Source organism: Lonsdalea britannica (genome assembly GCF_003515985.1).
Lineage (GTDB): Bacteria > Pseudomonadota > Gammaproteobacteria > Enterobacterales > Enterobacteriaceae > Lonsdalea > Lonsdalea britannica.
Genome location: NZ_CP023009.1, coordinates 212,156 through 238,384, shown reverse-complemented (window position 1 = coordinate 238,384; position 26,229 = coordinate 212,156). Strand labels below are relative to the sequence as shown.

Below are 26,229 nucleotides of genomic sequence, written 5' to 3'. Positions count from 1 at the left end.
CGGGTAGGGTAGCGTCTGGCGTGTTAAATAAAAACTCATAGTAAATTCAGTGACTTTTACCCGGCATTCAATAACCGAGTGCGTTTATCAGTCGAAGCAATTGTTCCTGAACTAACTATTTTTCAGCCTGGGCCGGCATATAAAAATCAACAATCAACGGTGAGTGACGAAGAGAAATACTAGGGGAAAGGGAAATGAAAGAATGCGTTCTCCCGTCTGATTTAATCAGTGGCGGGAGAACGTAGGCGTCGGCAGCCCGGTCAAGACTGCCATCACGAGTTTATTGATTAACTAAATACCATACCGCCATCGATCAGCAGCGACTGGCCGGTCATATAGTTAGAATCCGGGCTGGCCAGGTAAGAAACGCAAGCAGCTACGTCTTCCGGTTCTGACAGACGGCCTAACGTGATGCGTTTGGCGAACTGTTCAGTGCCGTAGCCTTTAGGTTTGCCAGCCGCTTCGGAAATTTGGCGGTCGATTTCATCCCACATTGGCGTTTTCACGATGCCCGGGCAGAAACCGTTGACGGTGATGCCAAGCGGAGCCAGGTCGCGTGCTGCGGTTTGCGTTAAACCACGAACGGCGAATTTACTGGAGCTGTAGACAGCCAGTTCCGGGTTACCGATATGTCCCGCTTGTGAACAGGCATTGATGATTTTACCACCGTGACCCAATTCTTTGAACGCTTTGACGGCAGCTTGAATACCCCAGATCACCCCTTTCAGGTTGATGTTGTAAACCTTATCCACGATTTCCGGCGTGATTTCTTCAATCGGCGTGCTCGGCGCGATACCTGCGTTGTTGACGATCACATCGAAGCCGCCCAGCTGTTGCTTGGCTGCTTCAACGGCGGCGAAGACCTGGTCCCGGTTAGAGACGTCGGCTGTGACCGCAATCGCTTTACCGCCAGCTTCGTTAATACGCTGCGCTACCGCTTTAGCGCTGTCACCGTTGTAATCCACAATAGCTACGGCAAATCCGTCTTTAACCAAGCGAAGGGCGATAGATTCCCCGATGCCTTGACCCGCACCGGTTACCAATGCAACTTTCGTCATGTTCTATTCCTTTGTGTGTGATAGTTAAATCGCTTCTGTGAGGATAGACGTAGACCAAAGGAATAAAAACTCATAGTGAGAATGATTATTGTTATTTGGCTTTAAATAACTCAGGGATATAAATGCGACCATCATTATTTGTTACGTGGCGCATGACAACGAGAGAGGATGCAGGAAGAGTGTCATTCGGCAGACAGGGGAATAATGGGGAAGGGCGGTGTGGAATTGGAAAGTTTGTAACAAGCCAAATTCACCTTACATCCTGACTATCAACCTTACCGACCTATGACAGTTCTATACATTCAGGTTGGTAGATTAGAGTCATCCCTTGTTGATGTTGTGTTATTCATCCCTGTCTGAGAGTAGTTATTTTCCCGCTTTCGAGCGGGATTTTTTTTGTCTGTCGATTAGGATGATGCCGGCGGAGGCAGGGGTTCTTGCTCTGCCAGTTTTTTGAAACGCTGGAGGGTATTGTTCAGCATTTCTTTAGAAAGTAGCGCGAACATCTGACCGATTTGTCGTCCCAATAGTCCACCCGGCGCATCGAAATAGATCGTCAGCGTGACTTCTGTGCCTCTGCTCTGTGGCGCGGGTTGAAAGGACAACTTGCCCTCGTTTGGAATGCGGGCGCCTTCAAGAGAACACCAATGAATGAAACTCCCCGGCAGCTCTTCCACGATGCGGGCCGTCCATTCAATGCTTGGTCCGATCGGCGCTTTGACTCGCCAGAGAGAATCCGTCTCGTTCAGAATCTCTATGCGCGCAAAATGATTCATTAGAACGGGGAGTGTTTCTGGTTTGCGCCATAGGTCGAATAACATGTCTGCGGGTCGGTCTATGACAATCGATTTGCCGAAGCTGGTGGCGTTAGGACCTTTCACGCCCATATTGCGTAAGAACGTTGATGACACGTTCGTCCCTCCTTTATCTGCCGCCCTACGTTGCTGTAGAGAATGGTATTCCCAAGTGTACCGCAGAATGCGTGTTCGCAGGATTGCTCTAGCGGTGTATCGAATCGCGGTTGTGAAAAGGTGACAGCGATCTGAATGTTATTGCTGTATTTGTTACGTTTCTCATCCTTGCTGCGTATCGGTTTGCACTGAGGGACTTGCCACGTTTTTTGAGGCGAGAAATGCTACCCTGATGGGTAACAGCTTCATTACTATAGTGAGTCAGTCGATGACAGAACATCATATTTTTCAGTTAAGTGAGCAGGTTGGCGAACGATTGAAATCCCGTAGCGCGCACATGACCTGCGCGGAGTCCTGCACGGGGGGCTGGGTGGCGAAGGCGATTACCGATGTCTCAGGGAGTTCCGCGTGGTTTGACTATGGGTTTGTGACCTACAGTAATCGAGCCAAAGAAGTTTTGGTCGGCGTTAAGGCTGAAACGCTGGCGCAGCATGGGGCCGTCAGCGGCGAAGTGGTGGAAGAAATGGCCGTAGGCGCGCTGGACAAAGCAGAAGCGGATTATGCGATTGCCATCAGTGGTATCGCCGGTCCGGACGGCGGAACCGCCGATAAACCGGTCGGCACCGTGTGGTTTGGTTTCGCCGCCAGACATGAAAACGGATTCGTCCGTAGAATGCACTTCGACGGCGATCGCAATCGCGTCCGCCAACAAGCCGTTCAGTTTGGTCTGGAAACGCTGCTGAATACTTTTCTGCAAAATTAACCTTGATGCTGTATGAGTGTACAGTATAATGTCCGTCACCCGTTCGGTGAATCATGAACAAGCAACAGCGCAGATGCAGCTTCTTGCTGCGAGACAGGAGTAGAAATGGCTATTGATGAGAACAAACAAAAGGCACTGGCAGCAGCACTGGGTCAAATCGAAAAGCAATTCGGTAAAGGTTCTATCATGCGTTTGGGCGAAGATCGCTCAATGGATGTTGAAACTATCTCTACAGGTTCCCTGTCCCTGGATATCGCGCTGGGCGTCGGCGGTTTGCCTATGGGCCGTATCGTGGAAATCTACGGGCCGGAATCCTCAGGTAAAACCACGCTGACGTTGCAGGTGATTGCCGCGGCTCAGCGTAAAGGAAAAACCTGTGCCTTTATTGATGCGGAGCATGCGCTGGATCCTATCTACGCGAAGAAACTGGGTGTCGATATCGACAACCTGTTGTGTTCCCAGCCGGATACGGGTGAGCAGGCACTGGAAATCTGTGACGCGCTGGCACGTTCTGGGGCCGTGGATGTCATTATCGTTGACTCTGTAGCTGCATTGACGCCGAAGGCTGAAATCGAAGGTGAAATCGGCGACTCTCACATGGGGTTGGCCGCGCGAATGATGAGTCAGGCGATGCGTAAGCTGGCAGGCAACTTGAAACAGTCCAGTACGCTGCTGATTTTCATCAACCAGATCCGAATGAAGATCGGCGTGATGTTTGGTAACCCTGAAACGACGACCGGCGGTAACGCGCTGAAATTCTACGCCTCAGTACGACTGGATATCCGCCGCATCGGCGCTATCAAAGATGGTGACGAAGTGGTCGGGAGTGAAACCCGCGTGAAAGTCGTGAAAAACAAAGTCGCCGCACCGTTCAAACAGGCTGAATTCCAGATTATGTACGGTGAAGGTATTAACACCTTTGGCGAGTTGGTCGACCTTGGAGTTAAGCACAAGCTGATTGAAAAGGCGGGGGCGTGGTATAGCTACAACGGTGAAAAAATTGGTCAAGGTAAGGCCAATGCATGTAACTTCATTCGCGAGAATAGCTCGATTGCCAATGAGCTGGATAAAAAACTACGCGATATGTTGCTAAATAAAGGCAATGAGCCAGCGGCAATGGCTGCCAGTAGCGAAGCGGGTCTTGATGAAGGTACAGCTGGCGAGTCCAAAGAAGATTTTTAATTAGTTCATTATGTTAGCTAGCAGCAGCCATACATCGATCAAGGTCACGCATGTCTAAAATATTGCGTTATGCCATGAATGTGTTGGCGGTCCGCGACCACAGTGAAACCGAGTTACGCCGCAAAATTGCGGCGTTCTTGTATTCCCCATCAGAAGAAAACGGCGATGACTCCATTGCTGTCGATCAGGAAATTGAGCAGGCCATCGCCTATTGTGCCGAGTACGGTTGGCTTGACGATAAACGATTTGCTCAACGTTACATCTCAAGTCGTAGTCGGAAAGGGTACGGCGTGCAGCGAATACGCAGCGAGTTAAGTCAGAAAGGCGTGGACAAATCGACGCAAAGCGAAGCATTGCGCGTCAGTGACGTTGATTGGTATCAATTAGTTCAACAGGTCGCTGAACGAAAGTTTGGTCATCCGCTCCCCAGCGAATGGAAAGAAAAAGCGAAAGTTCAGCGTTACCTCTTGTATCGCGGTTTTTCGCATGATGAAATTCAGTCTCTGTACACGAATTTTTCAGATTGAATGTATACGGGATTTTACTTCCCTCCTGAGAAAATTTATCTTATTCCCACTTTTTTAGTTCGTGTTTGGTCCGATTTCGTCGATATGTCGTCCGGGTCGGACCCGCGACCATTCTTTTAGCTTGATTTCAGGACAATTATGAGCAAGAGCACCGCTGAGATCCGTCAAGCGTTTCTCGATTTTTTCCACAGTAAGGGACACCAGATCGTCCCCAGTAGCTCCCTAGTACCAAATAACGATCCAACTCTGTTATTCACGAACGCGGGGATGAACCAGTTTAAGGATGTTTTCCTTGGTCTGGACAAGCGTAGCTATTCGCGCGCTACTACGTCTCAGCGTTGCGTGCGTGCCGGTGGGAAGCATAACGATCTCGAAAACGTAGGTTATACCGCACGTCATCACACTTTCTTTGAAATGCTGGGCAACTTTAGCTTTGGCGACTATTTCAAGCATGAGGCCATCCGCAATGCCTGGGAATTACTGACCGGCGAGCAGTGGTTCAATCTGCCGAAAGAAAAGCTATGGGTGACCGTCTATGCTACGGATGATGAAGCTTTCAATATCTGGGCCGACGAAATTGGCGTTCCACGCGAACGCATCATCCGTATTGGTGACAATAAAGGCGCGCCGTATGCTTCAGATAACTTCTGGCAGATGGGCGACACCGGACCTTGCGGCCCATGTTCCGAGATTTTTTACGATCACGGCGACCACATCTGGGGCGGACCTCCGGGCTCTCCGGAAGAAGACGGCGACCGCTATATCGAGATCTGGAACCTGGTCTTCATGCAGTTCAATCGTCAGGCCGATGGCACGATGTTGCCGTTGCCCAAGCCTTCGGTGGACACCGGCATGGGTCTGGAACGCATTTCAGCCGTTCTGCAGCATGTGAATTCCAACTACGAAATCGATCTGTTCAAAACGCTGATCGCTGACGTAGCGAAAGTGATTGGTACGGACGATCTGGATAATAAGTCGCTGCGAGTTATTGCCGACCATATTCGTTCCTGTGCTTTTCTGATCGCAGATGGCGTTATGCCATCCAATGAAAACCGGGGCTATGTTCTGCGCCGTATCATTCGTCGCGCCGTACGTCATGGCAATATGCTGGGCGCCAAAGATACCTTCTTCTATAAGTTGGTTGCGCCGCTGATCAGTGTGATGGGCTCGGCTGCAGAAGACCTGAAACGTCAGCAAGCGTTGGTCGAACAGGCTTTGAAAAATGAAGAAGAGCAGTTTGCTCGGACTCTGGAACGTGGATTGGCGCTGCTGGACGAAGAGATTAATGGTCTGCAGGGCGATACGCTAAATGGCGAAGCCGCTTTCCGTCTGTACGACACTTATGGTTTCCCGCTGGATTTAACCGCGGACGTGTGCCGTGAGCGCAATATCAAGGTCGATGAAGACGGCTTTGAACGAGCGATGGAAGCGCAGCGTCAACGCGCTCGCGAAGCCAGCGGCTTTGGCGTGGATTATAACAGCCAGATTCGTGTCGATACGGCCACCGACTTCTGCGGATACGAAAACACGGCAGGCAATGCCAGCGTGATTGCACTTTATCGTGAAGGTCAGTCTGTCGATGAAATTCATGCCGGTGAAGATGCTGTGGTCATTTTGGACAACACGCCATTCTACGGTGAGTCCGGTGGTCAGGTCGGTGACCGGGGTGAGCTCCAAACGACAGATGCGAGTTTCGTGGTGGAAGATACCCAGAAATATGGTCAGGCTATTGGTCATATCGGTAAACTCAGCCATGGTACGCTGCGAATTAATGGTACTGTGAATGCGGTGGTCGATCAGGCGCGTCGTGATCGTATTCGTCTGAATCACTCCGCGACGCATTTGCTGCATTCAGCACTGCGTCAGGTACTCGGTGAGCATGTTGCTCAGAAAGGTTCCTTGGTGAATGATCGCCACCTGCGTTTCGACTTCTCGCATACTGAAGCCATGAAACCAGAACAGATTCGTCAAGTTGAAGATATTGTTAATACTCAGGTTCGTCGCAATTTGCCGATCGAAACCGAAGTGATGGCGATCTCAGAGGCTAAGTCAAAAGGCGCTATGGCGCTCTTTGGCGAAAAATACGATGACCATGTTCGTGTGCTGACGATGGGCGACTTCTCGATTGAGCTGTGTGGGGGCATTCATGCCAGCCGCACGGGGGATATCGGTCTGTTCCAGATTGTGTCGGAGTCGGGCACTGCCGCAGGTGTTCGTCGCATCGAAGCGGTGACGGGTGAAAATGCGATCAACGCACTGCATCGTCAGAGTGATGTATTGCAGGAAGTGACCGCGCTCGTTAAAGGCGATACTCATAATCTGGCGGAAAAAGTGCGTTCTGTTATCGATCGTACGCGTACGCTGGAAAAAGAGCTGCAGCAGTTGAAAGCGCAGCAAGCGGCACAAGAAAGCTCCTCCTTGGCGGGTAAAGCGAAAGAGGTGAAAGGTGTGAAACTGCTGGTCGTTCAGCTGGATAACGTTGAACCCAAAATGCTGCGCACGATGGTCGATGACCTGAAAAACCAGCTGGGGTCTGCGATTATCGTTCTGGCTACGGCAACCGAAGGTAAGGTCAGCCTTATCTCCGGAGTGACAAAAGAGTTGACCAGTAAGGTGAAAGCAGGCGAGCTCATTGGCTTTGTCGCCAGTCAGGTTGGCGGTAAAGGCGGTGGTCGTCCTGATATGGCCCAGGCGGGCGGCAGTGACGTTAACGCTCTGCCAGCGGCTCTGGAGAGCGTTGAAGCCTGGGTGGTTGATAAGCTATAACTAAATGACCAATGTTATCTAGACAAACGTCGCAACCTTAAACAGTTTTGGCGCCTTGGGCTTGCGAAAACGGATGAGCGCAAGCCAGATGGAGTTTATGAGCCCCTGGAAAACCGGGGGCAGGAAGACCTACCGTCTGGCTGTGATAACAAAAATCGCAAGCTGTCTTATATCGACTAGACTGAACATTAGTAACAACTATGAGTGGGATGATGAACAATCATCATCTGGGTTTACGTTTTCTTGGCCCATGACGGATAATGGTGAGAAAATGAAGGGGCCTGACTCTTTATAATCTTTTCAAGGAGCAAAGAATGCTTATTTTAACTCGTCGAGTTGGCGAAACCCTCATGATCGGCGATGAGGTTACGGTTACTGTACTGGGAGTAAAGGGCAATCAGGTACGCATTGGTGTCAACGCCCCCAAAGAGGTCTCCGTTCACCGCGAAGAGATTTATCAGCGCATTCAGGCAGAGAAGTCTCAGCCAACATCGTATTAATTGGCAATGCGTCTCGTAAAACGAGGCGCGATTGCTTCTATCGCTCGTTTTAGTCGTATTTCCCGTTTTCCCCATCTAGGTTCCGCATTTATTTCTTCCTGCTCGCGAGCATGATAAGCAATTGTTTTTCTGTTGATAAAATATACTTTGTGTTGCCAATCTGTACGTATTGGCCGCGAAGTGTGCAAACAAACATGATGAGGGAAAAATTGTTTGACTTATAAGTCGTGGAAAGTAATATGTGCGCCACGCAGTACCGGTGAGCACGAAACGAAAGATGAGTTGAGTATCACAGGTCATGTTAGGTGAGGTGGCCGAGAGGCTGAAGGCGCTCCCCTGCTAAGGGAGTATGCGGTCAAAAGCTGCATCGAGGGTTCGAATCCCTCCCTCACCGCCATTTAATTGATTATGCATCCGTAGCTCAGCTGGATAGAGTACTCGGCTACGAACCGAGCGGTCGGAGGTTCGAATCCTCCCGGATGCACCATCAAGCAGTTTGTTGTTCTGGTGGCTCCTTGTAGTTCATCAGAGAAAAGAGAAGTTTGCAGTGAGTCCCAATGCATCCGTAGCTCAGCTGGATAGAGTACTCGGCTACGAACCGAGCGGTCGGAGGTTCGAATCCTCCCGGATGCACCATCACTACTGTATCATCCTCTGTTTTCAAAAGTATTAGCACATCAATCCTGATATGCATCCGTAGCTCAGCTGGATAGAGTACTCGGCTACGAACCGAGCGGTCGGAGGTTCGAATCCTCCCGGATGCACCATCTTCTTCCTTTAATTATTTCTCCTTTGCTTTTATCCCTTTTTCTCTAGTTCTTGCTATTTATTTCCTCAAATTCTTTTATTCGTTCCTCATTAGATGTTTTCCTCCAGTTGTTTGTCATCATCCTAATGGCATGTTTTTTATATGGTTATTGAATAAGCGACAAGTTTTTTACTTTGCGCTAAAGTAGATATCCATTTTTTAAAGTGCCATGGAGGCAAGATGTACGATCGCTATCTGGGCCTCATATTCGATATGGATGGCACTATTCTGGATACTGAGCAAACCCACCGCCTGGCTTGGAAGCAGGTGCTTGCCGAGAAGGGAATGCAGTATGATCCAGCACCTCTAGTGGCGCTGAATGGCGCGCCGACCTGGCGTATAGCCGAATTTATCATTGCCAGACATCAGCTCGACCTCAACCCTCATCAGCTCGCAGAAGAAAAAACGTCGTTAGCGATGGAAATGTTGCTGGATACCGTTACACCGTTGCCGTTGATGGACGTGGTGAAGCGTTATCATGGCCGACGACCAATGGCTGTAGGTACCGGTAGTCGGCACGCGATGGCGGAAAAGCTGCTCAGCCATCTCGGCGTCAGACATTATTTCGACGCGATAGTGGGTGCCGATGATGTAAAACAGCATAAGCCGTACCCCGACACCTTCCTGCGTTGCGCTGAGCTTATCCATGTGGCTCCTGAAGACTGTGTGGTTTTCGAAGATGCCGACTTTGGTATTGAAGCTGCCACGCGGGCAAATATGGACGTTGTCGATGTCAGAACGCTGTGAGTGAAGTCTGGTCTTTCATTTCGCTCTTCTGGAGCAGTTTCCTGAGCGCCACGTTATTGCCCGGCAGCTCGGAGGTCGTTCTGGTATCGCTATTATTAACCGAAACCTCCAGCCCGTGGCTTCTGGTGATGATTGCTACGGTCGGTAACACGTTAGGTGGGTTCACTAATATGATCGTCGGCCGATTCCTACCTAAGCGTCACAGCGGAAGAGGGCGGGCGAAGGCTCAGCGCTGGTTAGAGCGTTATGGTGTTGCTGCGCTATTATTTAGCTGGGTGCCTATCATTGGAGATATGCTTTGCGTCTTGGCGGGCTGGTTACGCTTGCCATGGGGTCGGGCTACGCTCTGTATTTTCATTGGGAAAGCGCTACGTTATCTCGTGCTGTGCTGGATGACGTTACAAGGGGTTGCATGGTGGTCCTAACCAGTTTTAACCGCGTCTGGTGGATGGCATCTGGCATCAGTTATGCTAACAACTATTACATACTAACTAACGGGAGGTCGCTTTGATCCCGGACGTATCAAAATCTCTGTCCTGGCTGGAACAACACCCTCAGGCCATCAAGGGAATTCAGCGAGGAATAGAGCGCGAAACATTGCGTGTTATGGCTAATGGACATCTGGCGCAGACCGGTCATCCGGAAGCGCTAGGGGCCGCATTGACGCACTCGTGGATCACCACGGATTTTGCCGAGTCTCTGTTAGAGTTTATTACCCCAGTTGATAAAGATATTCATCACCTGCTGACATTCCTGCGCGACATTCACCGCTATGTAGCCCGGCATCTGGGTGAAGAGAGAATGTGGCCGCTCAGCATGCCGTGCTACGTTGCCGCGGAAGACGACATCGAACTGGCCCAGTACGGTTCATCCAACATCGGAAGGATGAAAACGCTTTATCGTGAAGGGCTTAAAAATCGCTATGGCGCGCTGATGCAAACTATTTCCGGCGTGCATTACAATTTTTCGCTGCCGTTGTCTTTTTGGCAGGAAAAATCGGGCGTTACCGATGAAATCAGCGGTAAAGCAGCGATCTCGTCTGGCTACTTTCAGCTAATCCGTAATTATTATCGCTTCGGCTGGGTGATCCCTTATCTCTTTGGCGCCTCGCCGGCCGTCTGCTCTTCCTTCCTGAATGGAAAAGAAACGTCCATTCCTTTTGAACGCACGGAAAACGGCCTCTGCTATTTGCCTTACGCCACATCGCTGCGTCTTAGCGATTTGGGGTACACCAACAAGTCACAAAGCAATTTGGGCATTACCTTCAACGATCTCGATACGTACGTCGCGGCGCTCAAGCAAGCTATTGTTACGCCCTCCGAAGACTATGCTCGTTTGGGCATCAAACGGGATGGACGCTATCTGCAGCTCAACACCAACGTTCTGCAGATTGAAAACGAGCTGTATGCACCTATCCGTCCCAAACGCGTCACGCGCTCGGGAGAAAAGCCGTCAGATGCATTGCTGCGTGGCGGCGTCGAATACATTGAGGTCCGATCGCTCGACATCAATCCTTTTTCCGCCACGGGCGTCAGCGAAGAGCAGGTCCGCTTCCTCGATCTATTCCTGATTTGGTGTGCGTTGGCCGATGCGCCGGATATGAGCAGCGAAGAGCTGCAATGTACTCGTAAAAACTGGAATCGCGTTATTCTTGAAGGGCGTAAACCCGGACAAACCATCGGAATGGGCTGTGATTCACGCCAGCAGCCGCTGGCTGAGGTCGGTCGCGAGCTGTTTGCGGATTTACGTCGGGTGGCGGAATTGTTGGATAAGGAGCAAGATGAACCTTGTTACCAGCAGGTCTGTGATAACCTTGTTGCCCAGTTTGATGATCCAGAGCGCACTTTCTCAGGCAGACTGTTAAAAATGATGCTTGAAGAAGGGTCTGGAGGCGTTGGTTTGGCGCTGGCGGCTCAATATCGTGAAGCCTTGCGGAATGAACCGTTGGAAATGTTGACGGAAAGCCAGTTTACCGCCGAGTCCGAGCGCTCATGGCAGCGACAGCGACAGCTGGAATCTGAAGATAAACAAAGTTTTGAAGAGTTTCTTGCCGCGCAGTAACCGCGGGTAAAAAAGAAACGGCCACACCGAAGTGTGGCCAAATAAACATCTCTGTTAATAGGGATGATGATGATAAATGCGCGTCTTTCATATGTTATGACTTGCGCCAAGAAAAAAAGTTTCCTGGAAACGAGAAAAAAACATTTTTTCGATGAGGAGGTGGCAACATGCCATTACTAGATAGCTTTACTGTCGATCACACGCGTATGGCAGCCCCTGCGGTACGGGTCGCAAAAACCATGAAAACGCCCCATGGTGATACCATCACGGTTTTCGATCTGCGCTTCTGCCGTCCTAACCATGAAATCATGCCTGAGCGCGGTATTCATACGCTGGAGCATCTGTTCGCTGGATTCATGCGCGACCATCTGAATGGTGAAGGGGTCGAGATCATCGATATTTCTCCGATGGGATGCCGTACGGGTTTTTACATGAGCCTGATTGGTACGCCGGATGAAGTTCGCGTGGCTAAGGCCTGGAAAGCCTCTATGGAAGATGTTCTGAAGGTAAAAGAACAGCGTAAGATCCCTGAACTGAATGAATTCCAGTGCGGCACTTATGATATGCATTCCTTGACCGAAGCACAGGATATTGCTCGCCATATCCTTGAGCATGATGTTCGGGTCAATAAGAATGATGAACTGGCCTTGCCTAAAGACAAGCTGGCTGAGCTGCATATCTGACGGCGGACTTCAGAGACAAAAAAGAGAGCATTACGCTCTCTTTTTTTATGCCTGGAGTGTGAGATTAATGAACGAGGAAAGGGTTAATTACACGGCTACCGAAATAGGACAGCGTTAACAGCAATGCACCTATCAGGTTGAAGTAAACTACGCGGCGACCTCTCCAACCTTCATGGTAGTGTCCCCATAGCAGTAGGATATAGACGAACCAGGCCAGCAAAGAGAACAGCGCTTTATGGAGATTCTCTTTATTGTTGAGCAAGTCGCTCATGTAAAACAGCCCGGTACACAATGTCAGCGTTAACAGAATGACGCCGACCTGAGTAATGTGGAACATCTTACGTTCAATGCTGAGCAGGGGCGGCATATCCGACGTAAAGCCCAGCATTTTATTCTTCAACATGTAATCCAGCGACGCCATTTGCAGTGCGTACAGTGCGGCAATCATTAGCGTGGCGTAGGCAAACAGCGCCAGACCGATATGCACCATCAGACCGGGTTCATTTTCAAGATGAGTGATGAACTCGCCCGGCATAAAAGCCGCGAATGCCAGGTTGATAAGCGCGAAGGTATAGACGACGGGCAGCAGAAACCATCCTCGATTGCGCGTGGCGACGAAGGTCATGACCGAGCAGATCATCAGACTGACCAGCGAGCCTATGTTAAGCAAGCTCAAATTTTGCCCGGCGTAGACATCAAAGATGCGTTGATAGAGCGCCACGGCATGACAGGCAAGTGCGAGCACCGCGGAGGCTACCGCCAACCGGCGATAGGCGCTGTTCTTTTTCAACAGACTGGGAACAATCAGCCCCAGACTGAGCGAATAGGCCGCTAAAGCCACGATGGCGAAAACAGACATAGCGTTAGATTATTGGGTATCAACAGAGTAATAAGGACGGCCAGTATAGCCTTAGTCATTACGGCCCACCAACCTGTTATCCGTAAACACTCGCGGAGATTGCCGTGGCTTTCGTGTTATAATCCCCACCGTTCACGTCGCGATAGCGGCCAGTTTACGTTGAGCAGAGCTATGTTTGAAAATCTAACCGATCGACTATCGCGCACTTTGCGCAACATCAGCGGCCGTGGCCGACTGACAGAAGAGAATATTAAAGAGACGCTGCGCGAAGTTCGCATGGCGTTACTCGAAGCCGATGTGGCGTTGCCCGTGGTGCGTGATTTCATCAATCGCGTCAAGGAGCGGGCCGTTGGCCTCGAGGTGAATAAAAGCCTGACGCCGGGGCAGGAGTTCGTCAAGATTGTTCAGAACGAACTGGTTGCCTCTATGGGCGAGGTGAATGCCGAGCTTAATCTGGCGGCACAGCCTCCTGCCGTTGTCCTGATGGCGGGTCTGCAAGGGGCAGGTAAAACCACCAGCGTCGGTAAGCTGGGGAAGTTCCTGCGCGAAAAGCAGAAGAAAAAAGTGCTGGTGGTTTCAGCAGACGTGTATCGCCCTGCGGCGATTAAACAGCTGGAAACGTTGGCGCAGACGGTCGGGGTCGATTTCTTCCCCTCCGATGCGGGCCAAAAGCCGGTCGATATCGTCAATCACGCGTTAAAACATGCCCAACTGCAATTTTATGATGTCCTGCTGGTCGATACCGCGGGTCGTTTGCACGTTGACGACGCGATGATGGATGAGATCAAACAGGTCCATGCGGCATTGAATCCGGTGGAAACCCTGTTTGTGGTCGATGCGATGACCGGTCAGGATGCAGCTAACACGGCAAAAGCATTTAACGAAGCACTACCGTTAACCGGTGTCATCCTGACTAAAATCGACGGTGACGCCCGCGGCGGTGCGGCATTGTCTATTCGCCATATCACTGGCAAGCCGATCAAATTCCTCGGCGTCGGTGAAAAGACGGAAGCTCTTGAGCCGTTCCACCCGGATCGCATTGCATCTCGCATCCTGGGAATGGGAGATGTTCTGTCCCTGATCGAAGAGCTGGAAACCAAAGTCGACCGCACCCAGGCCGAGAAGTTGGCGAAAAAGCTGAAAAAGGGCGACGGATTTGACCTGACCGACTTCCTTGACCAGTTAAAGCAAATGCGCAATATGGGCGGCATGGCTAGCATGATGAGCAAGCTGCCGGGAATGGGCCAACTGCCGGACAATGTGAAGTCCCAGATGGACGACAAGGTTCTGGTGCGTATGGAAGCCATCATTAATTCCATGACGCAGAAAGAGCGCGCTAAACCCGAAATTATCAAGGGTTCGCGCAAGCGCCGTATCGCCACGGGTTCAGGTATGCAGGTGCAAGACGTCAATCGGCTGCTGAAGCAGTTTGACGACATGCAGCGCATGATGAAGAAGATGAAAAATGGCGGTATGGCGAAAATGATGCGCGGAATGAAAGGTATGATGCCACCGGGCTTTCCGGGGCGCTAACGTCTGATGTTTTACCTCGGCGTAGAAAGTATTCGGGGATGAAGCACGCTTTAGATTGCTTTTTACGCCAAAATGAGTAAAATTTTCGGGCTTTTTATATGACACTGGGCCCCGTTCCTCGATGGGGCCCGGTTGTTTTATTCACTAAAGAGGATGTTATGGTAACTATTCGTTTGGCACGTGGCGGCGCTAAAAAACGCCCGTTCTACCAAGTCGTCGTGACCGATAGCCGCAATGCGCGCGACGGTCGTTTTATTGAGCGTGTAGGTTTCTTCAACCCGATCGCAACCGGTCAGGCAGAAGCACTGCGTCTGGACCTGGATCGTATCGAGCACTGGGTTGGCCAGGGCGCTACCGTTTCTGATCGCGTTTCTGCGCTGATCAAAGACGCTAAAAAAGCAGCATAACCTGTTGCGGTGGTGACAATGAGCAAGCAGCTTAGCCCTCAAGCCCCTACAAACCCGGTAGTACTGGGGAAAATGGGGTCGACGTATGGCATCAGAGGTTGGCTCAGAGTGTTTTCCTCCACCGAAGATGCCGAAAGTATTTTTGACTATCAGCCCTTGTATCTCCGGAATAAAGGCGGTTTGCAGCTCATCGAAATCGAGAGCTGGAGGCACCATAATCAGGACCTGATCATCAAGATCAAAGATGTTGAAGATCGGGATGCGGCGAATCTGTTGACCAATTGCGAGATTGTTGTCGACGTATCTCAGCTTCCTGAACTGGATGAGGGTGATTATTACTGGAAAGATCTTATTGGCTGTGAAGTCGTAACCGTCGCCGGTTACGGGCTGGGCAAAGTCATCGATATGATGGAAACCGGCTCGAACGATGTGATGGTGGTAAGAGCTAACCTGAAAGATGCTTACGGGGTCAAGGAGCGGTTAATTCCGTTCCTGACAGAGCAGGTGATCAAGCATGTTGACCTTTCTACTCATCGTATTGAAGTAGATTGGGATCCTGGTTTTTGATTTCCGTACAACGACCAGTAACGAGTGGAACGATGCTATGTGGATTGGGGTAATCAGCCTGTTTCCAGAAATGTTCCGCGCCATTACTGATTATGGAGTCACTGGCCGGGCAGTAAAAAATGGCCTGCTGAGCGTAGAATATTGGAGTCCGCGAGACTTCACCTACGACCGGCATCGCACCGTGGACGATCGCCCTTATGGCGGCGGTCCCGGGATGCTGATGATGGTGCAACCTTTACGGGATGCGATTCATGCAGCTAAAGCAGCGGCAGGCGAAGGCGCTCGGGTGATTTACCTGTCACCACAGGGCCGCAAATTGGATCAGCAAGGCGTACGTCAACTTGCTACAAATCAGAAGATGATTCTGGTCTGTGGACGGTACGAGGGAATTGACGAGCGCGTAATCAAAACCGAAGTCGACGAAGAGTGGTCTATCGGGGATTATGTGCTCAGCGGCGGCGAACTGCCGGCAATGACGCTGATTGACTCTGTTTCCCGGTTCATTCCGGGCGTACTGGGTCATGAAGCTTCTGCAGAAGAAGACTCTTTTGCGGATGGATTGCTGGATTGCCCCCATTTCACCCGGCCTGAAGTGTTGACGGGGATGGAAGTTCCGGCAGTTTTACTGTCAGGCAACCATGCTGAAATACGTCGCTGGCGTTTGAAGCAGTCGCTGGGCCGAACCTGGCTTAGAAGACCTGAACTTCTGAAAAGCCTAGCTCTGACTGACGAGCAAACAACGTTGCTGGCTGAATTCCAACGGGAACATCAGTCTCAACAAGAGTACTAGGGGGCCGCTGGCACAGCGCCGGGCGAACCCATATATCAGTTTACCTAGGGTAAGAGACATATTATGAGCAACATCATTAAACAGATCGAACAAGAGCAGATGAAGCAAGACGTACCTTCATTCCGTCCGGGTGATTCCGTGGAAGTTAAGGTATGGGTCGTTGAAGGTTCTAAAAAACGTCTGCAGGCATTCGAGGGCGTGGTTATCGCTATTCGTAACCGCGGTCTGCATTCTGCATTCACTGTTCGCAAGATTTCTAACGGCGAAGGCGTGGAACGTGTATTCCAGACGCATTCTCCAGTAGTGGACAGCATTACTGTGAAACGCCGTGGTGCCGTACGTAAAGCGAAACTGTACTACCTGCGTGAGCGTGCTGGTAAGTCTGCTCGTATCAAAGAGCGTCTTAACTAAGAACGCGCTTTCGCGACATCCGAAAGTCGATATAAAACAAGGGGTTGACCATTGGTCAGCCCTTTTTTTATTTATGGTGGCAGCAAAATGGCAGCAGCGCATGAGTTGTAGGCAGCAGACATAAAAAAACCCGCTTCGCGGGCTGGTCTCAATGTGGCTGTGGTTAGCTGGATGGGAAAGACAAGATAGGAGGTAACGTTTTTATTCAGTGACGGTAATTATAAGTTCAAGGTGGCCTGATTTCCCCCCTTGGTATGGAGTGGCACGGTATTAACGTTTGCAGGGATCGCAATGGAGCGGATAAAGGTCTCCATCGTAATAAACGTATGGCCGCAATTGATATTCGTGCATTGGTTGTAGCGCTCTTTCGTCTGCGGCGTAATTTCCTGACTGGAACGGGTGTGGGCTGCGCATCCACACAGCGGGCATTTCATCATCGGCTTTCCCTCTTTCAATTCAAATTATCAAGATTATTTCGCATTTTCGAATATTTGATCATTCAATCGATAGGTTGTCAATCTTCACTTCCAGCTCTAACGCGGTCGTAAATCCCTGTCCGCTCAACGAATGCGTGACTGTCGCGATCGTCCACTCCGCCGCGTCGATTTCCTGCTTAAAGCCACTGACCTTTGCTGGCAGTTCCGGGTACAGCTCGGCCCGTCCTCTTGCTAACGTGATGGAGAAGGAGGCGACGCCGCGCTGCAGCCGTTCCCAGTGCATTTTGGCCGCGCGTTCGGCGTTGGCCTGGTTGGCGTAGGTGCGACTCAGGACCAGCACGTTTTCATCGGTGCCGATCAGGTATTCGCCCTGTTTGGCCTCCGGCGTTTTTTTCTGATGGGTGTGACGGCGCCGACGTTTCACCTGCGTTTCCTGACTTTTCTTCGGCTCCTGCGTGTGCAGCCAGCTGGCGACCACGCCGGTGTAAGCATCCCGGTCGGCCAGGGAAAAACGATGGCTGTCGCCAGCGGCGCGGGTGATGGTGACGGCTGGCAGTACTTTGCCGCTGGCCGTTTTCCCCTGTCCCTGACGCAGAAACAGCAGTCGGCCGTCTTTGACTGCGGCGATAGCGCCGTGCTCTTTCGCCAGCCGCATCAGGAAGGAACAATCCGACTCTTTGGTCTGGTCGATGTGGTCAACCGGCTGTACAGCCGTATCCGCATCCAGTGCCGCCGTCAGCTTGTGCCGGTTGGCGATATCCGTGACGATCGCCCCGACCGTGGTCTGATGCCAGGAGCGTTCCCGTTTGATGTTCAGGGTCTGGCGAAAATCAGCGCTACGGGCGCGCAGGGTCAGCCGGTCAGGCGCGCCGCTGTGTTCGATTTCATCCACCACGTAGGTGCCTTTACCGATTAACGCTTCGCCTTTCCAGCCCAAAAATAGCGTGATTTCAGCGCCGCGCCGGGGCAGCGCCAGCTGGCCGTCCGCATCGTCCAGTTCCAGATCGAGCTGGTCCGCCTCAAAGCCGCGGTTGTCGGTAAGCGTCAATGAGATAAGCCGCTTTTCCAGTACCGGCGTAATGTCGGTTTTCCCCAGGCGCAGCCGGTAATCCGGCGTAGACTCGACGCCTGTCAGCCAATTAGTCATGACAACACCCCGCTGACGGCAGACGTCAGCCCGCCGATCGCCTGCGTCGCGCTGTCTTTCAAGCCGCCTAATGACGTGGATAAGTCGCCCAGCATCGCGGACAGCGATTCATCCACACGTTTTAATGTCAGGGTGAACTCGATACGCCGGGCTTTGCCGTCCTGAAAAAACTGGCTGCGGGTTTCATTCAAGCTCTCAATGACATACATGCCATAAATGGTGCCGCTGCCTTCCAGTAACGCCCAAGCTTTACCGGTCTCGGCCATCTGCTCCAGCGCCCACAAAGACAGCGCACCGCCGGTCACCTGTGGCAGTAGCACGCCCTGTAACGTGATGGTGTCATTGTCCGGGCCGACATACTGCGTCACCGGGCGATAGCCAATCCGGCTATTGGTCACATGGCGCCAGGCGCGCTGGCGTTGCAGTTCCTGATAAGGCACGGTCTTTAACGTGAACACAAACAGGCCTAATACCATCATCATGATTCGAGTCCTCCCTGATCGCGGTAACTGCTACGGGCTTTTGCCTGGGCGCGTCGCTCGCGTTCATCGAGCTGGCGCGCCACTTCACGGGCGATATCGGTCGCGCTCTGGCCCGGTTGCGGCACGATGGTGATCGGCGCATGGACGGTCACCGGCGTGACCACCGGCGCGGGCTGGCGCGATGTGGTTGCTGCAGGGGCTGCGGGCAACAGGCTGAATGGATGCAGCGGATAAGCCGTTGCCGGGGAGGCGGTGGAGCCTAACGTCAGCGCCGCCGCGGCTAAGGCGGCCGTGCGCCGTCGGCTGGTCACGGATGCCGGACCGGCGACGATTTCCGGGCCGTTCTCGCCGACAATACCGAGCTGTCCCGACGCAATCTGGCCGCCGGTGTCATACATCGGAATGTCGCTGTACACCGGCGGGGGGAATTGGGCGGAGGTAAAGGCATCGGCGTGTCCGAGTTGGGTTTCATCCAGTTCGGCAGGTAGTCGGTCATGGAGGACAATTTAGCCTTGAGCGCTTCCCATTTTTCACTGATGCCGTTCATCAGGCCGTCGATTAACTCCCGTCCAGCTTCTTTAAAGCGGGCTGGCAATGCTGAGACGCTTTTAACCAGGCTGTCCCATTTGTCACTCAATTTCTGTTTGATCCCTTCCCAGGCGGTCGATACCGTGCTGCTGACATTGTCCCACAGCGCCTTGAATTTGGGGCCGAGCGTGTCCCAGTTCTGCCAGAGGTAGATCGCGCCCATCGCAATCAATCCAATCACGGCCAGTATCGGGTTCGCCATCATCAGCCGTCCTAGCCACATCACCGCGCCGCCCATGTTTTTCAGCGCACTGCCGATCAGCCCCACCGCGCTGACGCCCCTGATGCCGAGCATCGACAGGCTCAATCGCATCATCGCCATGGGGCCGAGAATGGCGGCGATGGTGAGCATCACAGCCCCGATAGCCCCGGTGACAATGGCAAATCCCGCCGCCGCTTTAAACAGGCCAGCGGTCAGTACTGGATGTTCTTTTGCAAACTCATTCAGCTTTACGGACAGCTCGGCCAGTCCGTCGACCAGCTGTTTTAGGTCCGGTGCCACCGTGGCGCCGATGGTGGCCATCGCGTTAGTGAAAGAACCGCCCGCCGCGTCCCATTTGTTCCCCAGTGTTTTCAGCTGGGCGTCGACGCGCTCCCGCAATGAGGCTTGCTCCGCTAATTTGGCCTGCGCATCCTGATAGGCGCCCATGCCCTGACGCAGAATATTAATCACCTGTAGCGTTTCCGCATCATCGCCGAACAGCCCTTTGATCACCTGCGTTCTTTTAGCGGTATTTAGCGAGTTCAACTGGTCGAGTTGTCGATACAGCTGGTCGACCCCGCCGAACTCGCCTTTGCCGTTGGTGAAATCAAACTTGATGCCGCTGCCTTTCAGGTCCTTGTTAACATTGCCGACCTTTTTGGTGTCCATCACCATCTGAAACACTTTGCGGTAGGCGTTGCCAGCCGATTCGCCCGCCATGCCTTTCTGGTCGGCCATGACCAGGAACGGCGCCAGCATTTTCGCGCCGTCCAGCCCTTTGGTATGCAGGATATCCATCGCGCTGCTGATTTTGGTGAAGCCCTGCAGCATGTTGGTGGGGTCGACGCCGGCATAGAAGCCTTTCTGAATCACATCCATCAGGCCCATCATGTCTTTTTCCACGGTGCCGGTGGCGTCCTGCATTTTGGCTGCAAACTCTGCCGCTTCCTCTGAGGGCATTTTCAGCTGTACGCCCAGGTAAGCGGTCGCTTCCCCCATGCCGCCCAGGATGGTTTGCGCAGCGATGCCCTGGCGGCGCAGCATGGTCATCATGTTCTGAAAATCCGCCGTGGTGCCAGGCAGCTTGTCACCCAGCGCGATGGCCAGCTGATTGATTTTTTCAAATTCTGGGGAGACTTTCGCCCCTGGTCCCATCATGGCGCCGGCTAACTGTGAGCCGGCCTCTTCTGCCTCAGCATACGCTTTGACCGGTGCCATCAGCGGGGCTGCCGTGGTGACACTGGTGGCAATCAGACCGCCGCCGTTGCCGGCTAACTGATTGCGGGTCTCCATCGTCCTGGCATGGCGCGCGCGGATCGCATTGAGCCTGTGCTGCTGTTCGCCGGCCTGTCGCAGGCGCCGGGTCTGTTCCGATAATTGGCGGTTGTAGCGTGCGGTTTCCTCGGCGATGCGCGCCGTGGCGCGGGCGCTGTCCTGCGTCGAAATACCGAGTCGGTACAGGTCGCCGCGCAGGCGCCCCAGCTGGTTTTGCTCGGCCTGGTGCTTATTCTCCAGACGGCTGACGGCGCGCCACTGATCTTCCAGCGCTTTGGTTTGCGCGCGGGTCGGTGAAGCAAGGCTACTCATTTCCTGCGTCATCATTTGGGCGCGGAGCCGAGCCTGCGCCAGCGCGTCACCGGTTTGGCTAACACGCTGTTTTAGCGTATTGAAGGTGGTCAGCTTATTGCCGGCCTCGTTCAGCTGCTTGAGCTGGCTCTGCGTCTGTTTGATATCCGAAGCCAACGACCGGGTGCTGTCCCGCGCCGTGCGGAGCGGACGCGTGATCCGGTCAATCGCATTCATCACCACCTGTAAACGCAGGTTGTTATCACTCATCGTCAGATCCGCTGCGAATAATGGCTTTGTGGCGCCAGTTCAGTACCTCGGTTAATGACATCTCCGCGGTGACCGCCGGCGGCCAGTGAAACACGGTGGCGATATCCGCCACTAAATCCTCGACCGTCAGGCTGGGGGCAAAGCTGACCGCGCCGAGTTCGGCAACAAAAAAGTGACTAACTCCACCGACAGACTGACCAGATCGGCCGGGTCCAGTTCCAGCACGTCCGCCTGCGTCAGCGCCGGGGTAGTAACGCGCGGCAGCACCACCATCAGGGCGTTGACGTCCATTTCCATCAGCGCCTGCAGGCGGGTGCCGCGCAGGCTGCCGGAAGTGGGTTTGCGGAGCGTGATTGCCGTAAGAGTGACGTCGCCCCGTTTCAGCGGGGTATCCAGCGTAATGACTTTTTCAGTGGTCAGGGTGTTATCGTCTTTTTGCATGATGTGTCTCTGTTGGGTTGGGGCGCAGGGGTGAACCTGCGCAATTAAAGAGGCGCGTTACAGGCCGATGGCGGAACGGTGGGCTTCCATCAGGTCCACGCCGCCGACAATTTCGATCATGTTCAGCAGGTCAATCTCAATCAGCACCTCGCCGTTGACGGTCAGTTTGTAGTAGGTGCAGGTCGTCGATACTTTGGTTTTGGTCAGTTCGCCGAGTTTGGCTTCGCCGCCGTCGATTTCTTTGTGCCGGCCGCGCAGCACCACCTCGACCGCCTGCACCTCGGCGGTGTCGTCACGCTGTACCGAACAGGTAAAGCGCAGCGGCACGCCATCCGCCTTGGTATTGCCGAGCTGTTTGTAAATCAGCGGTTCAATGCCCGCAATCTGCCATTCGACTTCCAGCGCGCTGTCGTCCAGACCCATGTCGATATCGACCGCGCCCGGCATTCCGCCGCCGCGCCACTTTTCAAACTTGCGCGTCAGCTTGGGCTGGGTGAAGGATTCAACCACGCCCATATAGCTGTTGCCGTCGTTGAACAGATTCAGTTGTTTTAATATCCGTGGTAATGCCATGTGCGCCCCTTAGCTGTTGACCTGGCTGGTGAAGTCGATGAGATAGCTGTCCGTGATGCGCTGGCGCAGCATCAGGTTTTCCAGCGGCGGCACCGGCGTGTAGTCGTAGTCGAGGGTCAGCGTGCCGGCTTTCAGCGTGTCCTTGGTATTGGCCGCCTCATCAATCCAGCAGTCGCCGCCCAGCAGATAGCCATTGGTGGTCATTTCGCGCAGCTTGGCGCGGACCCCCTCGATGATGTCGCGTGCCAGCGAAGGCGTCAGCGGTTTGTCGCTGGCCCACATGTGCGCCTCGGCCATGGTGTCGGCCAGCACCTGAGCGGTGCGGGTGTAGGACTCAAAGGCGAACAGCGGATCGTCGCTACAGGTGCGAGACCCCCAAAAGCGAAAACCGTCTTTACGGATCAACGTGGTGACGTCGTTCTGGTTCAGCAGGCCCGCATCGGTCGCCGGATCTTGCAGGTCCCAGAACACATCGGCGGAAATACCGGTCACCCCGTTGACGCCGACGTTAGACAGGGTTTTATGCCAGCCGGTTTGCTCGTCGATTTTGGCCCGCAGGCCCAGTGCGCGTGCGGTCGCCCAGGCGGACGCATCGGCATTGGCGACCGTATCCCAGGCGATGAAGTCCGGCCAAATCAGCATCAGTTCGCGCTGACTGAAATTGGCGCGGTAAGCGATCGCCGCTTCCACCGTGTTGCAGCCGTAGGCGCTGATGTAGGCAAAGGCGCGCAGGCTTTGGGCTACGCTCGCCAGTTCGGCGGCTACCGCCTGATTGTCGTGGCCGGGTACGCCGAGAATGCGGGGTTTGACGCCGAGCTGTCCCTGGGCGGCCAGCAGGGCTTTCATGCCGGTCTTTTTGCCGTCGGCGGTGACGCCGCCGATGATGTTGGAGGTGGTCTCCGCCTCGCTGTCGCCCTGAGCGACACGCACGACCACCGTCACCGGTTTGGCCTGATCGCCAATAGCATCCAGTGCGCGGGCCAGCGTGCCGGACTCGCCCGCCTTGCCGCTGGCCGTCACGACGTCGGTCAGCAAGACGGGTTTATTGAGGGGAAACGTCGCCGCGTCGGCATCGTCGGCGGTACACACCATACCGACAATGGCCGTCGAAACGGTTTGGATGGGGCGGGTGCCTTCGTTGATTTCAACCACGCGCACGCCGTGATGGTAATCTTGCGCCATAGATCAGATCTCCGCTAAATGAGTTCTGATATGGTGAAAGACACGGCAACACCGCGCACCCCTTCGGGGCTGTATCAGGAATGACACAATAGGAGAGGCAAGGATGCGTAAAGTGGATATGTTGGGCGTGACGATTTATGTGCTGGATACCGAGGACAGTCTGGTCGACTGCCCGGTGGATAGCTATGCAGTATTTAACAATGACGGCTGGATGGCGGTACATCGGCAGGCGGAGCAGGCTATTCCCCTGCATACCGATCCGCTGCCGAGTCTCAACGCGGCACTGAACGAGGTGCTCAGCGTCGCGCTGTTTTTTGCCTAGTGGGGTTAATCGCAGGTGGGGGTGTGAGTACCATCGGGTTTGATGATCACGTTGCCTGACTGATTATTCTCGCACGTCACTCCGTAACCGCCGATAAACCAGATTTTCAGCGATCCATCTTCAAGATTAGCGACGGTGGCAATTTCGTACTCTGAAATATCAGCATCAATCAGTGCTCTGCCACGCATAGGTTGATCCCACCAATGAGCTTTAGCAATTTTGCCGTTACTCATCGTGTCGATACTCTTTATGTACAACACCCCACTATAATCCTTGTTTCCTAACGGATGCTTACTGAAATAATCTGCGATGAGAGCAGTAAAAGCGCGCTGACTTTTAGGCGGAGACGTGACGATATAGTCGTAACCTCGCTCGCCAGATACATCTATATAAAACTCGTACCCTTGTCGTTTTTCAATTAAAGGTGTCCCGAAAAAGAAATGCGTTGAAAACGGGCCGATGTGGTTGATCCATAGCAGCATGGCTACATGAAGGAGAACGGTACATATAGCATAACGCCACTTCTTGCTGAATAAGAAAACAAGGGTACATATGGGAGTAATGAACCATGACAATGGGACTATTATTGAATAGTGATCCCAAAACAGCGTCTCGTTATTGAAGGAATATAAACGTTCCAACATAACCAATAGATAATTTATAACGAGAAATATAAATGTCTTTTTCATATATTCCCTTTAATGGGGTAATCCATTTCGACTACGGTGATGAACGGCTTATAACCGAATTTATCTAAATGTTGAAGTATGAACCAAGAACGAAAGCCTCCAAGCACGCTGTAAACCTTTATCTCCGCAGTATCTGGATCTGGGCCAATATCAGGGATATCCAGTCCAAAATGATCATAAAAGGTCACCCGAACTTTACCTTTATAAAACCGACCACAACGGTCAAAGTCAACAATTTCTGCCTTAGCCGCCCAAACGTCATTGATGGCGAACGTCAATCCACCATTTAACCAGGCTAAGTATTTATCTTCGAATGTATTGAAAGCCGGGGGCGAAGTGATTTTTTAATTATATTCTGATAGCTCATCATCCAATCATTTAAAGCAACAGGGTTAATTTCGCCATGTTGCTGTTTGATTGTGTCATCAATGCCCTGCAGCAATGTTTTTATAAACGCTTGTGTGTTTGGATGCGCACGAACGGCGCGCGTTAGAGCAGGATGCCTAAATTCTCCACCCTCCTTTTTTTCAAATTTGGCAATCATCGCTAGGATAACCATCTCTAATTCACCAGCTGAGAAAAAAAGCTTAGCCATTAACCTAAATTTAAGAAAATTAAGGGAGGCAGAATCGAAACCAAATAAATAACCATCCTTCGCGAAGAGAGGTAAATGGCCAAAGTTTGGTATGGCTCTGATTTCTTCCTCGGTCATATCGCCATAGGTCATATCCGCAGCCGGGCTACCATCGGCATTAAAGCCGGGTTTCCGTCTTGATTCATATACCAGAACGGGGAGATGGATACGCGTCGCACTGGTGGTATCGGTCACTTCGGTGACTTTAAGCGTCGGCGCGGGTTCGGTTCGCGGCGTGGCCGGGCGAGGCGCAAACCCCCAGCCCGCTTTTTGCGCCGGGGCGTTGACCTTGGCGCGAGCGTAGGCGTTTTGGACGGTGTTGGAAAAGTCGCGGCTGGCGTTGATGTCCAAGGTTCCCGCGTTTAACGAACAACAGGCGTGTTCTTTCGAGCCTAATACGACGGTTTTGGCATCCAGCGCGCTGCCTTTTTCAGGCGATAAGATACGCGTAAATTCATCTGGGGTAAGTTCATCCAGACGCTTGGTGATTAGCATTTTTCATTCCCTGTAAACAGATCTATCCCTGTGAAGCGCGGATAGTCTATGCGCAACTTATAGTTATGTAAATGAACGATATGCCACGAAAAAACCGCCAAATCGGCGGTTTAATTTTCCCAGGTGTCGGCATGTATTTTTAGTATGCAGACGCATAATGACATCAGAGCTGTTTGTTTTATAAACGTTTATACAGATCAATTTTTCCATTTCGATCGGTATCAGCGATCAATCGTTAAAGACGCCGTTTTTCACTGGCTTCGGTATCAGGCAGGCACGTCCGTCCATCAGGTTGCCTGCGGCCACGGTTGCGGAACGCTGACAGGAAGGTAGCGATCGATATCGACGGTTTCAAGGTGGGGTAGCTTGGCAGCTAAAAGTGCGGTCAGCAGGCTATCCGCATAGGCCTTCATCTCAATCGGCATTCGGCGATATACTGACGAATGGTCAACACCACTGACGGGTCGATTTTCAGCGTCGCGTTGTCGGCGCTGTTGACGACAATGCTCATGCGCACGGTCTGGGTGCGGCCGCTGCCCTCCTGCAACTGCGGCTTGTAGGTCTTCGCGCAGTTGGCGACGGCTAGCGTCACCACGCTGGCGTACTTGAGGATGTGGAGAAGGCGAGC

At 52.6% G+C, this 26,229-nt stretch carries 28 protein-coding genes, 4 tRNA genes and 2 pseudogenes; 19 read left to right on the top strand and 15 right to left on the bottom strand.

Features of this window, described 5'->3' with window-relative positions; genetic code table 11:
• Positions 1–287: 287 nt before the first annotated feature.
• Both CKQ53_RS01185 and CKQ53_RS01180 read right to left on the bottom strand, forming a co-directional pair.
• Positions 288–1,058 carry a (S)-acetoin forming diacetyl reductase gene (locus tag CKQ53_RS01185; RefSeq protein WP_085653093.1) on the bottom strand — a complete coding sequence of 257 codons (771 nt, stop codon included), beginning with the start codon at positions 1,056–1,058 and terminating at the stop codon, positions 288–290.
• A 407-nt stretch (positions 1,059–1,465) separates the two neighbouring features.
• Positions 1,466–1,945, bottom strand: a complete 480-nt coding sequence (locus tag CKQ53_RS01180; protein WP_085653092.1) for an SRPBCC family protein — start codon at positions 1,943–1,945, stop codon at positions 1,466–1,468.
• A 292-nt stretch (positions 1,946–2,237) separates the two neighbouring features.
• Here CKQ53_RS01180 and pncC point away from each other — a divergent pair, with 292 nt between their 5' ends.
• The 13 genes from pncC to luxS all read left to right on the top strand — a co-directional run bounded on the left by pncC (position 2,238) and on the right by luxS (position 12,006).
• Positions 2,238–2,732: a nicotinamide-nucleotide amidase gene (gene pncC / locus CKQ53_RS01175; RefSeq protein WP_085653091.1), complete on the top strand. Its 495-nt coding sequence runs from the start codon at positions 2,238–2,240 to the stop codon at positions 2,730–2,732.
• A gap of 105 nt (positions 2,733–2,837) precedes the next feature.
• Positions 2,838–3,914, top strand: coding sequence for a recombinase RecA (gene recA / locus CKQ53_RS01170; protein WP_094118881.1), 1,077 nt, complete (start codon positions 2,838–2,840; stop codon positions 3,912–3,914).
• 50 nt (positions 3,915–3,964) lie between these two features.
• Complete coding sequence (locus tag CKQ53_RS01165; RefSeq protein WP_085653089.1) at positions 3,965–4,441, top strand: regulatory protein RecX; 477 nt, start codon at positions 3,965–3,967, stop codon at positions 4,439–4,441.
• A gap of 138 nt (positions 4,442–4,579) precedes the next feature.
• Positions 4,580–7,207 (top strand): alanine--tRNA ligase, encoded by a 2,628-nt coding sequence (gene alaS, locus CKQ53_RS01160; RefSeq protein WP_085653088.1) that lies wholly within the window; start codon positions 4,580–4,582, stop codon positions 7,205–7,207.
• Between the two features lie 314 nt (positions 7,208–7,521).
• Entirely contained in the window at positions 7,522–7,707 is a 186-nt protein-coding gene (gene csrA, locus CKQ53_RS01150) for a carbon storage regulator CsrA (protein ID WP_005972168.1), read from the top strand.
• Positions 7,708–8,011: 304 nt separating this feature from the next.
• A tRNA-Ser gene (locus CKQ53_RS01145) sits at positions 8,012–8,104 on the top strand.
• 13 nt (positions 8,105–8,117) lie between these two features.
• Positions 8,118–8,194 (top strand) — tRNA-Arg (locus CKQ53_RS01140).
• Positions 8,195–8,266: 72 nt separating this feature from the next.
• A tRNA-Arg gene (locus CKQ53_RS01135) sits at positions 8,267–8,343 on the top strand.
• Positions 8,344–8,397: 54 nt separating this feature from the next.
• Positions 8,398–8,474 (top strand) — tRNA-Arg (locus CKQ53_RS01130).
• Positions 8,475–8,695: 221 nt separating this feature from the next.
• Entirely contained in the window at positions 8,696–9,262 is a 567-nt protein-coding gene (yqaB, locus tag CKQ53_RS01125; RefSeq protein WP_085653087.1) for a fructose-1-phosphate/6-phosphogluconate phosphatase, read from the top strand.
• On the top strand, positions 9,259–9,687 hold the full coding sequence (locus CKQ53_RS01120; protein WP_085653086.1) for a YqaA family protein: 429 nt from the start codon (positions 9,259–9,261) through the stop codon (positions 9,685–9,687). The genes yqaB and CKQ53_RS01120 overlap by 4 nt, the downstream gene beginning before the upstream one ends.
• Positions 9,688–9,769: 82 nt before the next feature.
• Positions 9,770–11,323: a glutamate--cysteine ligase gene (gene gshA / locus CKQ53_RS01115; protein WP_094118880.1), complete on the top strand. Its 1,554-nt coding sequence runs from the start codon at positions 9,770–9,772 to the stop codon at positions 11,321–11,323.
• Positions 11,324–11,490: 167 nt separating this feature from the next.
• Complete coding sequence (gene luxS, locus CKQ53_RS01110) at positions 11,491–12,006, top strand: S-ribosylhomocysteine lyase (protein ID WP_085653084.1); 516 nt, start codon at positions 11,491–11,493, stop codon at positions 12,004–12,006.
• Positions 12,007–12,070: 64 nt separating this feature from the next.
• Here luxS and CKQ53_RS01105 read toward each other — a convergent pair whose 3' ends face one another.
• Entirely contained in the window at positions 12,071–12,865 is a 795-nt protein-coding gene (locus tag CKQ53_RS01105; RefSeq protein ID WP_085653083.1) for a cytochrome C assembly family protein, read from the bottom strand.
• Positions 12,866–13,036: 171 nt separating this feature from the next.
• Here CKQ53_RS01105 and ffh point away from each other — a divergent pair, with 171 nt between their 5' ends.
• From ffh to rplS, 5 genes are all read left to right on the top strand, one after another.
• Positions 13,037–14,398, top strand: coding sequence for a signal recognition particle protein (ffh, locus tag CKQ53_RS01100; RefSeq protein WP_094118879.1), 1,362 nt, complete (start codon positions 13,037–13,039; stop codon positions 14,396–14,398).
• A 158-nt stretch (positions 14,399–14,556) separates the two neighbouring features.
• Positions 14,557–14,805: a 30S ribosomal protein S16 gene (rpsP, locus tag CKQ53_RS01095; protein WP_026739736.1), complete on the top strand. Its 249-nt coding sequence runs from the start codon at positions 14,557–14,559 to the stop codon at positions 14,803–14,805.
• Between the two features lie 18 nt (positions 14,806–14,823).
• Complete coding sequence (gene rimM, locus CKQ53_RS01090) at positions 14,824–15,372, top strand: ribosome maturation factor RimM (RefSeq protein ID WP_085653081.1); 549 nt, start codon at positions 14,824–14,826, stop codon at positions 15,370–15,372.
• Positions 15,373–15,409: 37 nt separating this feature from the next.
• Positions 15,410–16,162, top strand: coding sequence for a tRNA (guanosine(37)-N1)-methyltransferase TrmD (gene trmD / locus CKQ53_RS01085; protein ID WP_094101687.1), 753 nt, complete (start codon positions 15,410–15,412; stop codon positions 16,160–16,162).
• 63 nt (positions 16,163–16,225) lie between these two features.
• Positions 16,226–16,573 (top strand): 50S ribosomal protein L19, encoded by a 348-nt coding sequence (gene rplS, locus CKQ53_RS01080; protein ID WP_026739733.1) that lies wholly within the window; start codon positions 16,226–16,228, stop codon positions 16,571–16,573.
• A gap of 218 nt (positions 16,574–16,791) precedes the next feature.
• On the opposite strand, the gene CKQ53_RS01075 is transcribed toward rplS, so the two are convergent.
• The 8 genes and pseudogenes from CKQ53_RS01075 to CKQ53_RS01040 all read right to left on the bottom strand — a co-directional run bounded on the left by CKQ53_RS01075 (position 16,792) and on the right by CKQ53_RS01040 (position 23,461).
• On the bottom strand, positions 16,792–17,010 hold the full coding sequence (locus CKQ53_RS01075) for an ogr/Delta-like zinc finger family protein (protein ID WP_094118878.1): 219 nt from the start codon (positions 17,008–17,010) through the stop codon (positions 16,792–16,794).
• A gap of 58 nt (positions 17,011–17,068) precedes the next feature.
• The gene (locus tag CKQ53_RS01070; RefSeq protein WP_094118877.1) at positions 17,069–18,157 is read right to left on the bottom strand and encodes a phage late control D family protein; all 1,089 of its coding nucleotides are present in this window, start codon (positions 18,155–18,157) and stop codon (positions 17,069–17,071) included.
• Positions 18,154–18,639 (bottom strand): phage tail protein, encoded by a 486-nt coding sequence (locus CKQ53_RS01065; protein WP_085688453.1) that lies wholly within the window; start codon positions 18,637–18,639, stop codon positions 18,154–18,156. Before CKQ53_RS01065 ends, CKQ53_RS01070 begins: the two co-directional genes overlap by 4 nt.
• Positions 18,636–21,265, bottom strand: a pseudogene (locus CKQ53_RS01060) (phage tail tape measure protein). The gene CKQ53_RS01065 and the pseudogene CKQ53_RS01060 overlap by 4 nt, the downstream one beginning before the upstream one ends.
• A complete protein-coding gene (locus CKQ53_RS01055) occupies positions 21,258–21,377 on the bottom strand; it encodes a GpE family phage tail protein (protein WP_094118875.1) in 120 nt (39 codons plus the stop codon). Before CKQ53_RS01055 ends, CKQ53_RS01060 begins: the two are co-directional and overlap by 8 nt.
• A gap of 14 nt (positions 21,378–21,391) precedes the next feature.
• Positions 21,392–21,706 (bottom strand): phage tail assembly protein, encoded by a 315-nt coding sequence (locus CKQ53_RS01050; RefSeq protein WP_118894554.1) that lies wholly within the window; start codon positions 21,704–21,706, stop codon positions 21,392–21,394.
• 57 nt (positions 21,707–21,763) lie between these two features.
• A complete protein-coding gene (locus tag CKQ53_RS01045) occupies positions 21,764–22,279 on the bottom strand; it encodes a phage major tail tube protein (protein WP_094118874.1) in 516 nt (171 codons plus the stop codon).
• Positions 22,280–22,288: 9 nt separating this feature from the next.
• The gene (locus tag CKQ53_RS01040; RefSeq protein ID WP_118894552.1) at positions 22,289–23,461 is read right to left on the bottom strand and encodes a phage tail sheath protein; all 1,173 of its coding nucleotides are present in this window, start codon (positions 23,459–23,461) and stop codon (positions 22,289–22,291) included.
• A 103-nt stretch (positions 23,462–23,564) separates the two neighbouring features.
• Between CKQ53_RS01040 and CKQ53_RS01035 the strand changes: the two genes are divergently transcribed.
• Positions 23,565–23,783 carry a hypothetical protein gene (locus CKQ53_RS01035; RefSeq protein ID WP_094118873.1) on the top strand — a complete coding sequence of 73 codons (219 nt, stop codon included), beginning with the start codon at positions 23,565–23,567 and terminating at the stop codon, positions 23,781–23,783.
• A 5-nt stretch (positions 23,784–23,788) separates the two neighbouring features.
• On the opposite strand, the gene CKQ53_RS01030 is transcribed toward CKQ53_RS01035, so the two are convergent.
• From CKQ53_RS01030 to CKQ53_RS18615, 4 genes and pseudogenes are all read right to left on the bottom strand, one after another.
• Complete coding sequence (locus CKQ53_RS01030; RefSeq protein ID WP_094118872.1) at positions 23,789–24,472, bottom strand: hypothetical protein; 684 nt, start codon at positions 24,470–24,472, stop codon at positions 23,789–23,791.
• Complete coding sequence (locus tag CKQ53_RS01025) at positions 24,469–24,750, bottom strand: DUF3289 family protein (RefSeq protein ID WP_244200985.1); 282 nt, start codon at positions 24,748–24,750, stop codon at positions 24,469–24,471. The genes CKQ53_RS01030 and CKQ53_RS01025 overlap by 4 nt, the downstream gene beginning before the upstream one ends.
• A gap of 17 nt (positions 24,751–24,767) precedes the next feature.
• Complete coding sequence (locus CKQ53_RS01020; RefSeq protein WP_118894547.1) at positions 24,768–25,601, bottom strand: DUF3289 family protein; 834 nt, start codon at positions 25,599–25,601, stop codon at positions 24,768–24,770.
• 290 nt (positions 25,602–25,891) lie between these two features.
• Positions 25,892–26,193, bottom strand: a pseudogene (locus CKQ53_RS18615) (phage tail-collar fiber domain-containing protein); the annotation flags it as partial.
• Positions 26,194–26,229: the final 36 nt, after the last annotated feature.

Coding starts and splice junctions, on each gene's coding strand:
- CKQ53_RS01180 (WP_085653092.1), bottom strand. CDS start 1,945: ATGGGCGTGAAAGGTCCTAACGCCACCAGCTTCGGCAAATCGATTGTC.
- rplS (WP_026739733.1), top strand. CDS start 16,226: ATGAGCAACATCATTAAACAGATCGAACAAGAGCAGATGAAGCAAGAC.
- recA (WP_094118881.1), top strand. CDS start 2,838: ATGGCTATTGATGAGAACAAACAAAAGGCACTGGCAGCAGCACTGGGT.
- yqaB (WP_085653087.1), top strand. CDS start 8,696: ATGTACGATCGCTATCTGGGCCTCATATTCGATATGGATGGCACTATT.
- CKQ53_RS01045 (WP_094118874.1), bottom strand. CDS start 22,279: ATGGCATTACCACGGATATTAAAACAACTGAATCTGTTCAACGACGGC.
- pncC (WP_085653091.1), top strand. CDS start 2,238: ATGACAGAACATCATATTTTTCAGTTAAGTGAGCAGGTTGGCGAACGA.
- CKQ53_RS01040 (WP_118894552.1), bottom strand. CDS start 23,461: ATGGCGCAAGATTACCATCACGGCGTGCGCGTGGTTGAAATCAACGAA.
- luxS (WP_085653084.1), top strand. CDS start 11,491: ATGCCATTACTAGATAGCTTTACTGTCGATCACACGCGTATGGCAGCC.
- CKQ53_RS01065 (WP_085688453.1), bottom strand. CDS start 18,639: ATGATGATGGTATTAGGCCTGTTTGTGTTCACGTTAAAGACCGTGCCT.
- rimM (WP_085653081.1), top strand. CDS start 14,824: ATGAGCAAGCAGCTTAGCCCTCAAGCCCCTACAAACCCGGTAGTACTG.
- CKQ53_RS01075 (WP_094118878.1), bottom strand. CDS start 17,010: ATGATGAAATGCCCGCTGTGTGGATGCGCAGCCCACACCCGTTCCAGT.
- CKQ53_RS01070 (WP_094118877.1), bottom strand. CDS start 18,157: ATGACTAATTGGCTGACAGGCGTCGAGTCTACGCCGGATTACCGGCTG.
- CKQ53_RS01165 (WP_085653089.1), top strand. CDS start 3,965: ATGTCTAAAATATTGCGTTATGCCATGAATGTGTTGGCGGTCCGCGAC.
- rpsP (WP_026739736.1), top strand. CDS start 14,557: ATGGTAACTATTCGTTTGGCACGTGGCGGCGCTAAAAAACGCCCGTTC.
- alaS (WP_085653088.1), top strand. CDS start 4,580: ATGAGCAAGAGCACCGCTGAGATCCGTCAAGCGTTTCTCGATTTTTTC.
- CKQ53_RS01105 (WP_085653083.1), bottom strand. CDS start 12,865: ATGTCTGTTTTCGCCATCGTGGCTTTAGCGGCCTATTCGCTCAGTCTG.
- CKQ53_RS01185 (WP_085653093.1), bottom strand. CDS start 1,058: ATGACGAAAGTTGCATTGGTAACCGGTGCGGGTCAAGGCATCGGGGAA.
- ffh (WP_094118879.1), top strand. CDS start 13,037: ATGTTTGAAAATCTAACCGATCGACTATCGCGCACTTTGCGCAACATC.
- CKQ53_RS01050 (WP_118894554.1), bottom strand. CDS start 21,706: ATGCAAAAAGACGATAACACCCTGACCACTGAAAAAGTCATTACGCTG.
- trmD (WP_094101687.1), top strand. CDS start 15,410: ATGTGGATTGGGGTAATCAGCCTGTTTCCAGAAATGTTCCGCGCCATT.
- CKQ53_RS01020 (WP_118894547.1), bottom strand. CDS start 25,601: ATGCTAATCACCAAGCGTCTGGATGAACTTACCCCAGATGAATTTACG.
- CKQ53_RS01035 (WP_094118873.1), top strand. CDS start 23,565: ATGCGTAAAGTGGATATGTTGGGCGTGACGATTTATGTGCTGGATACC.
- csrA (WP_005972168.1), top strand. CDS start 7,522: ATGCTTATTTTAACTCGTCGAGTTGGCGAAACCCTCATGATCGGCGAT.
- CKQ53_RS01030 (WP_094118872.1), bottom strand. CDS start 24,472: ATGAAAAAGACATTTATATTTCTCGTTATAAATTATCTATTGGTTATG.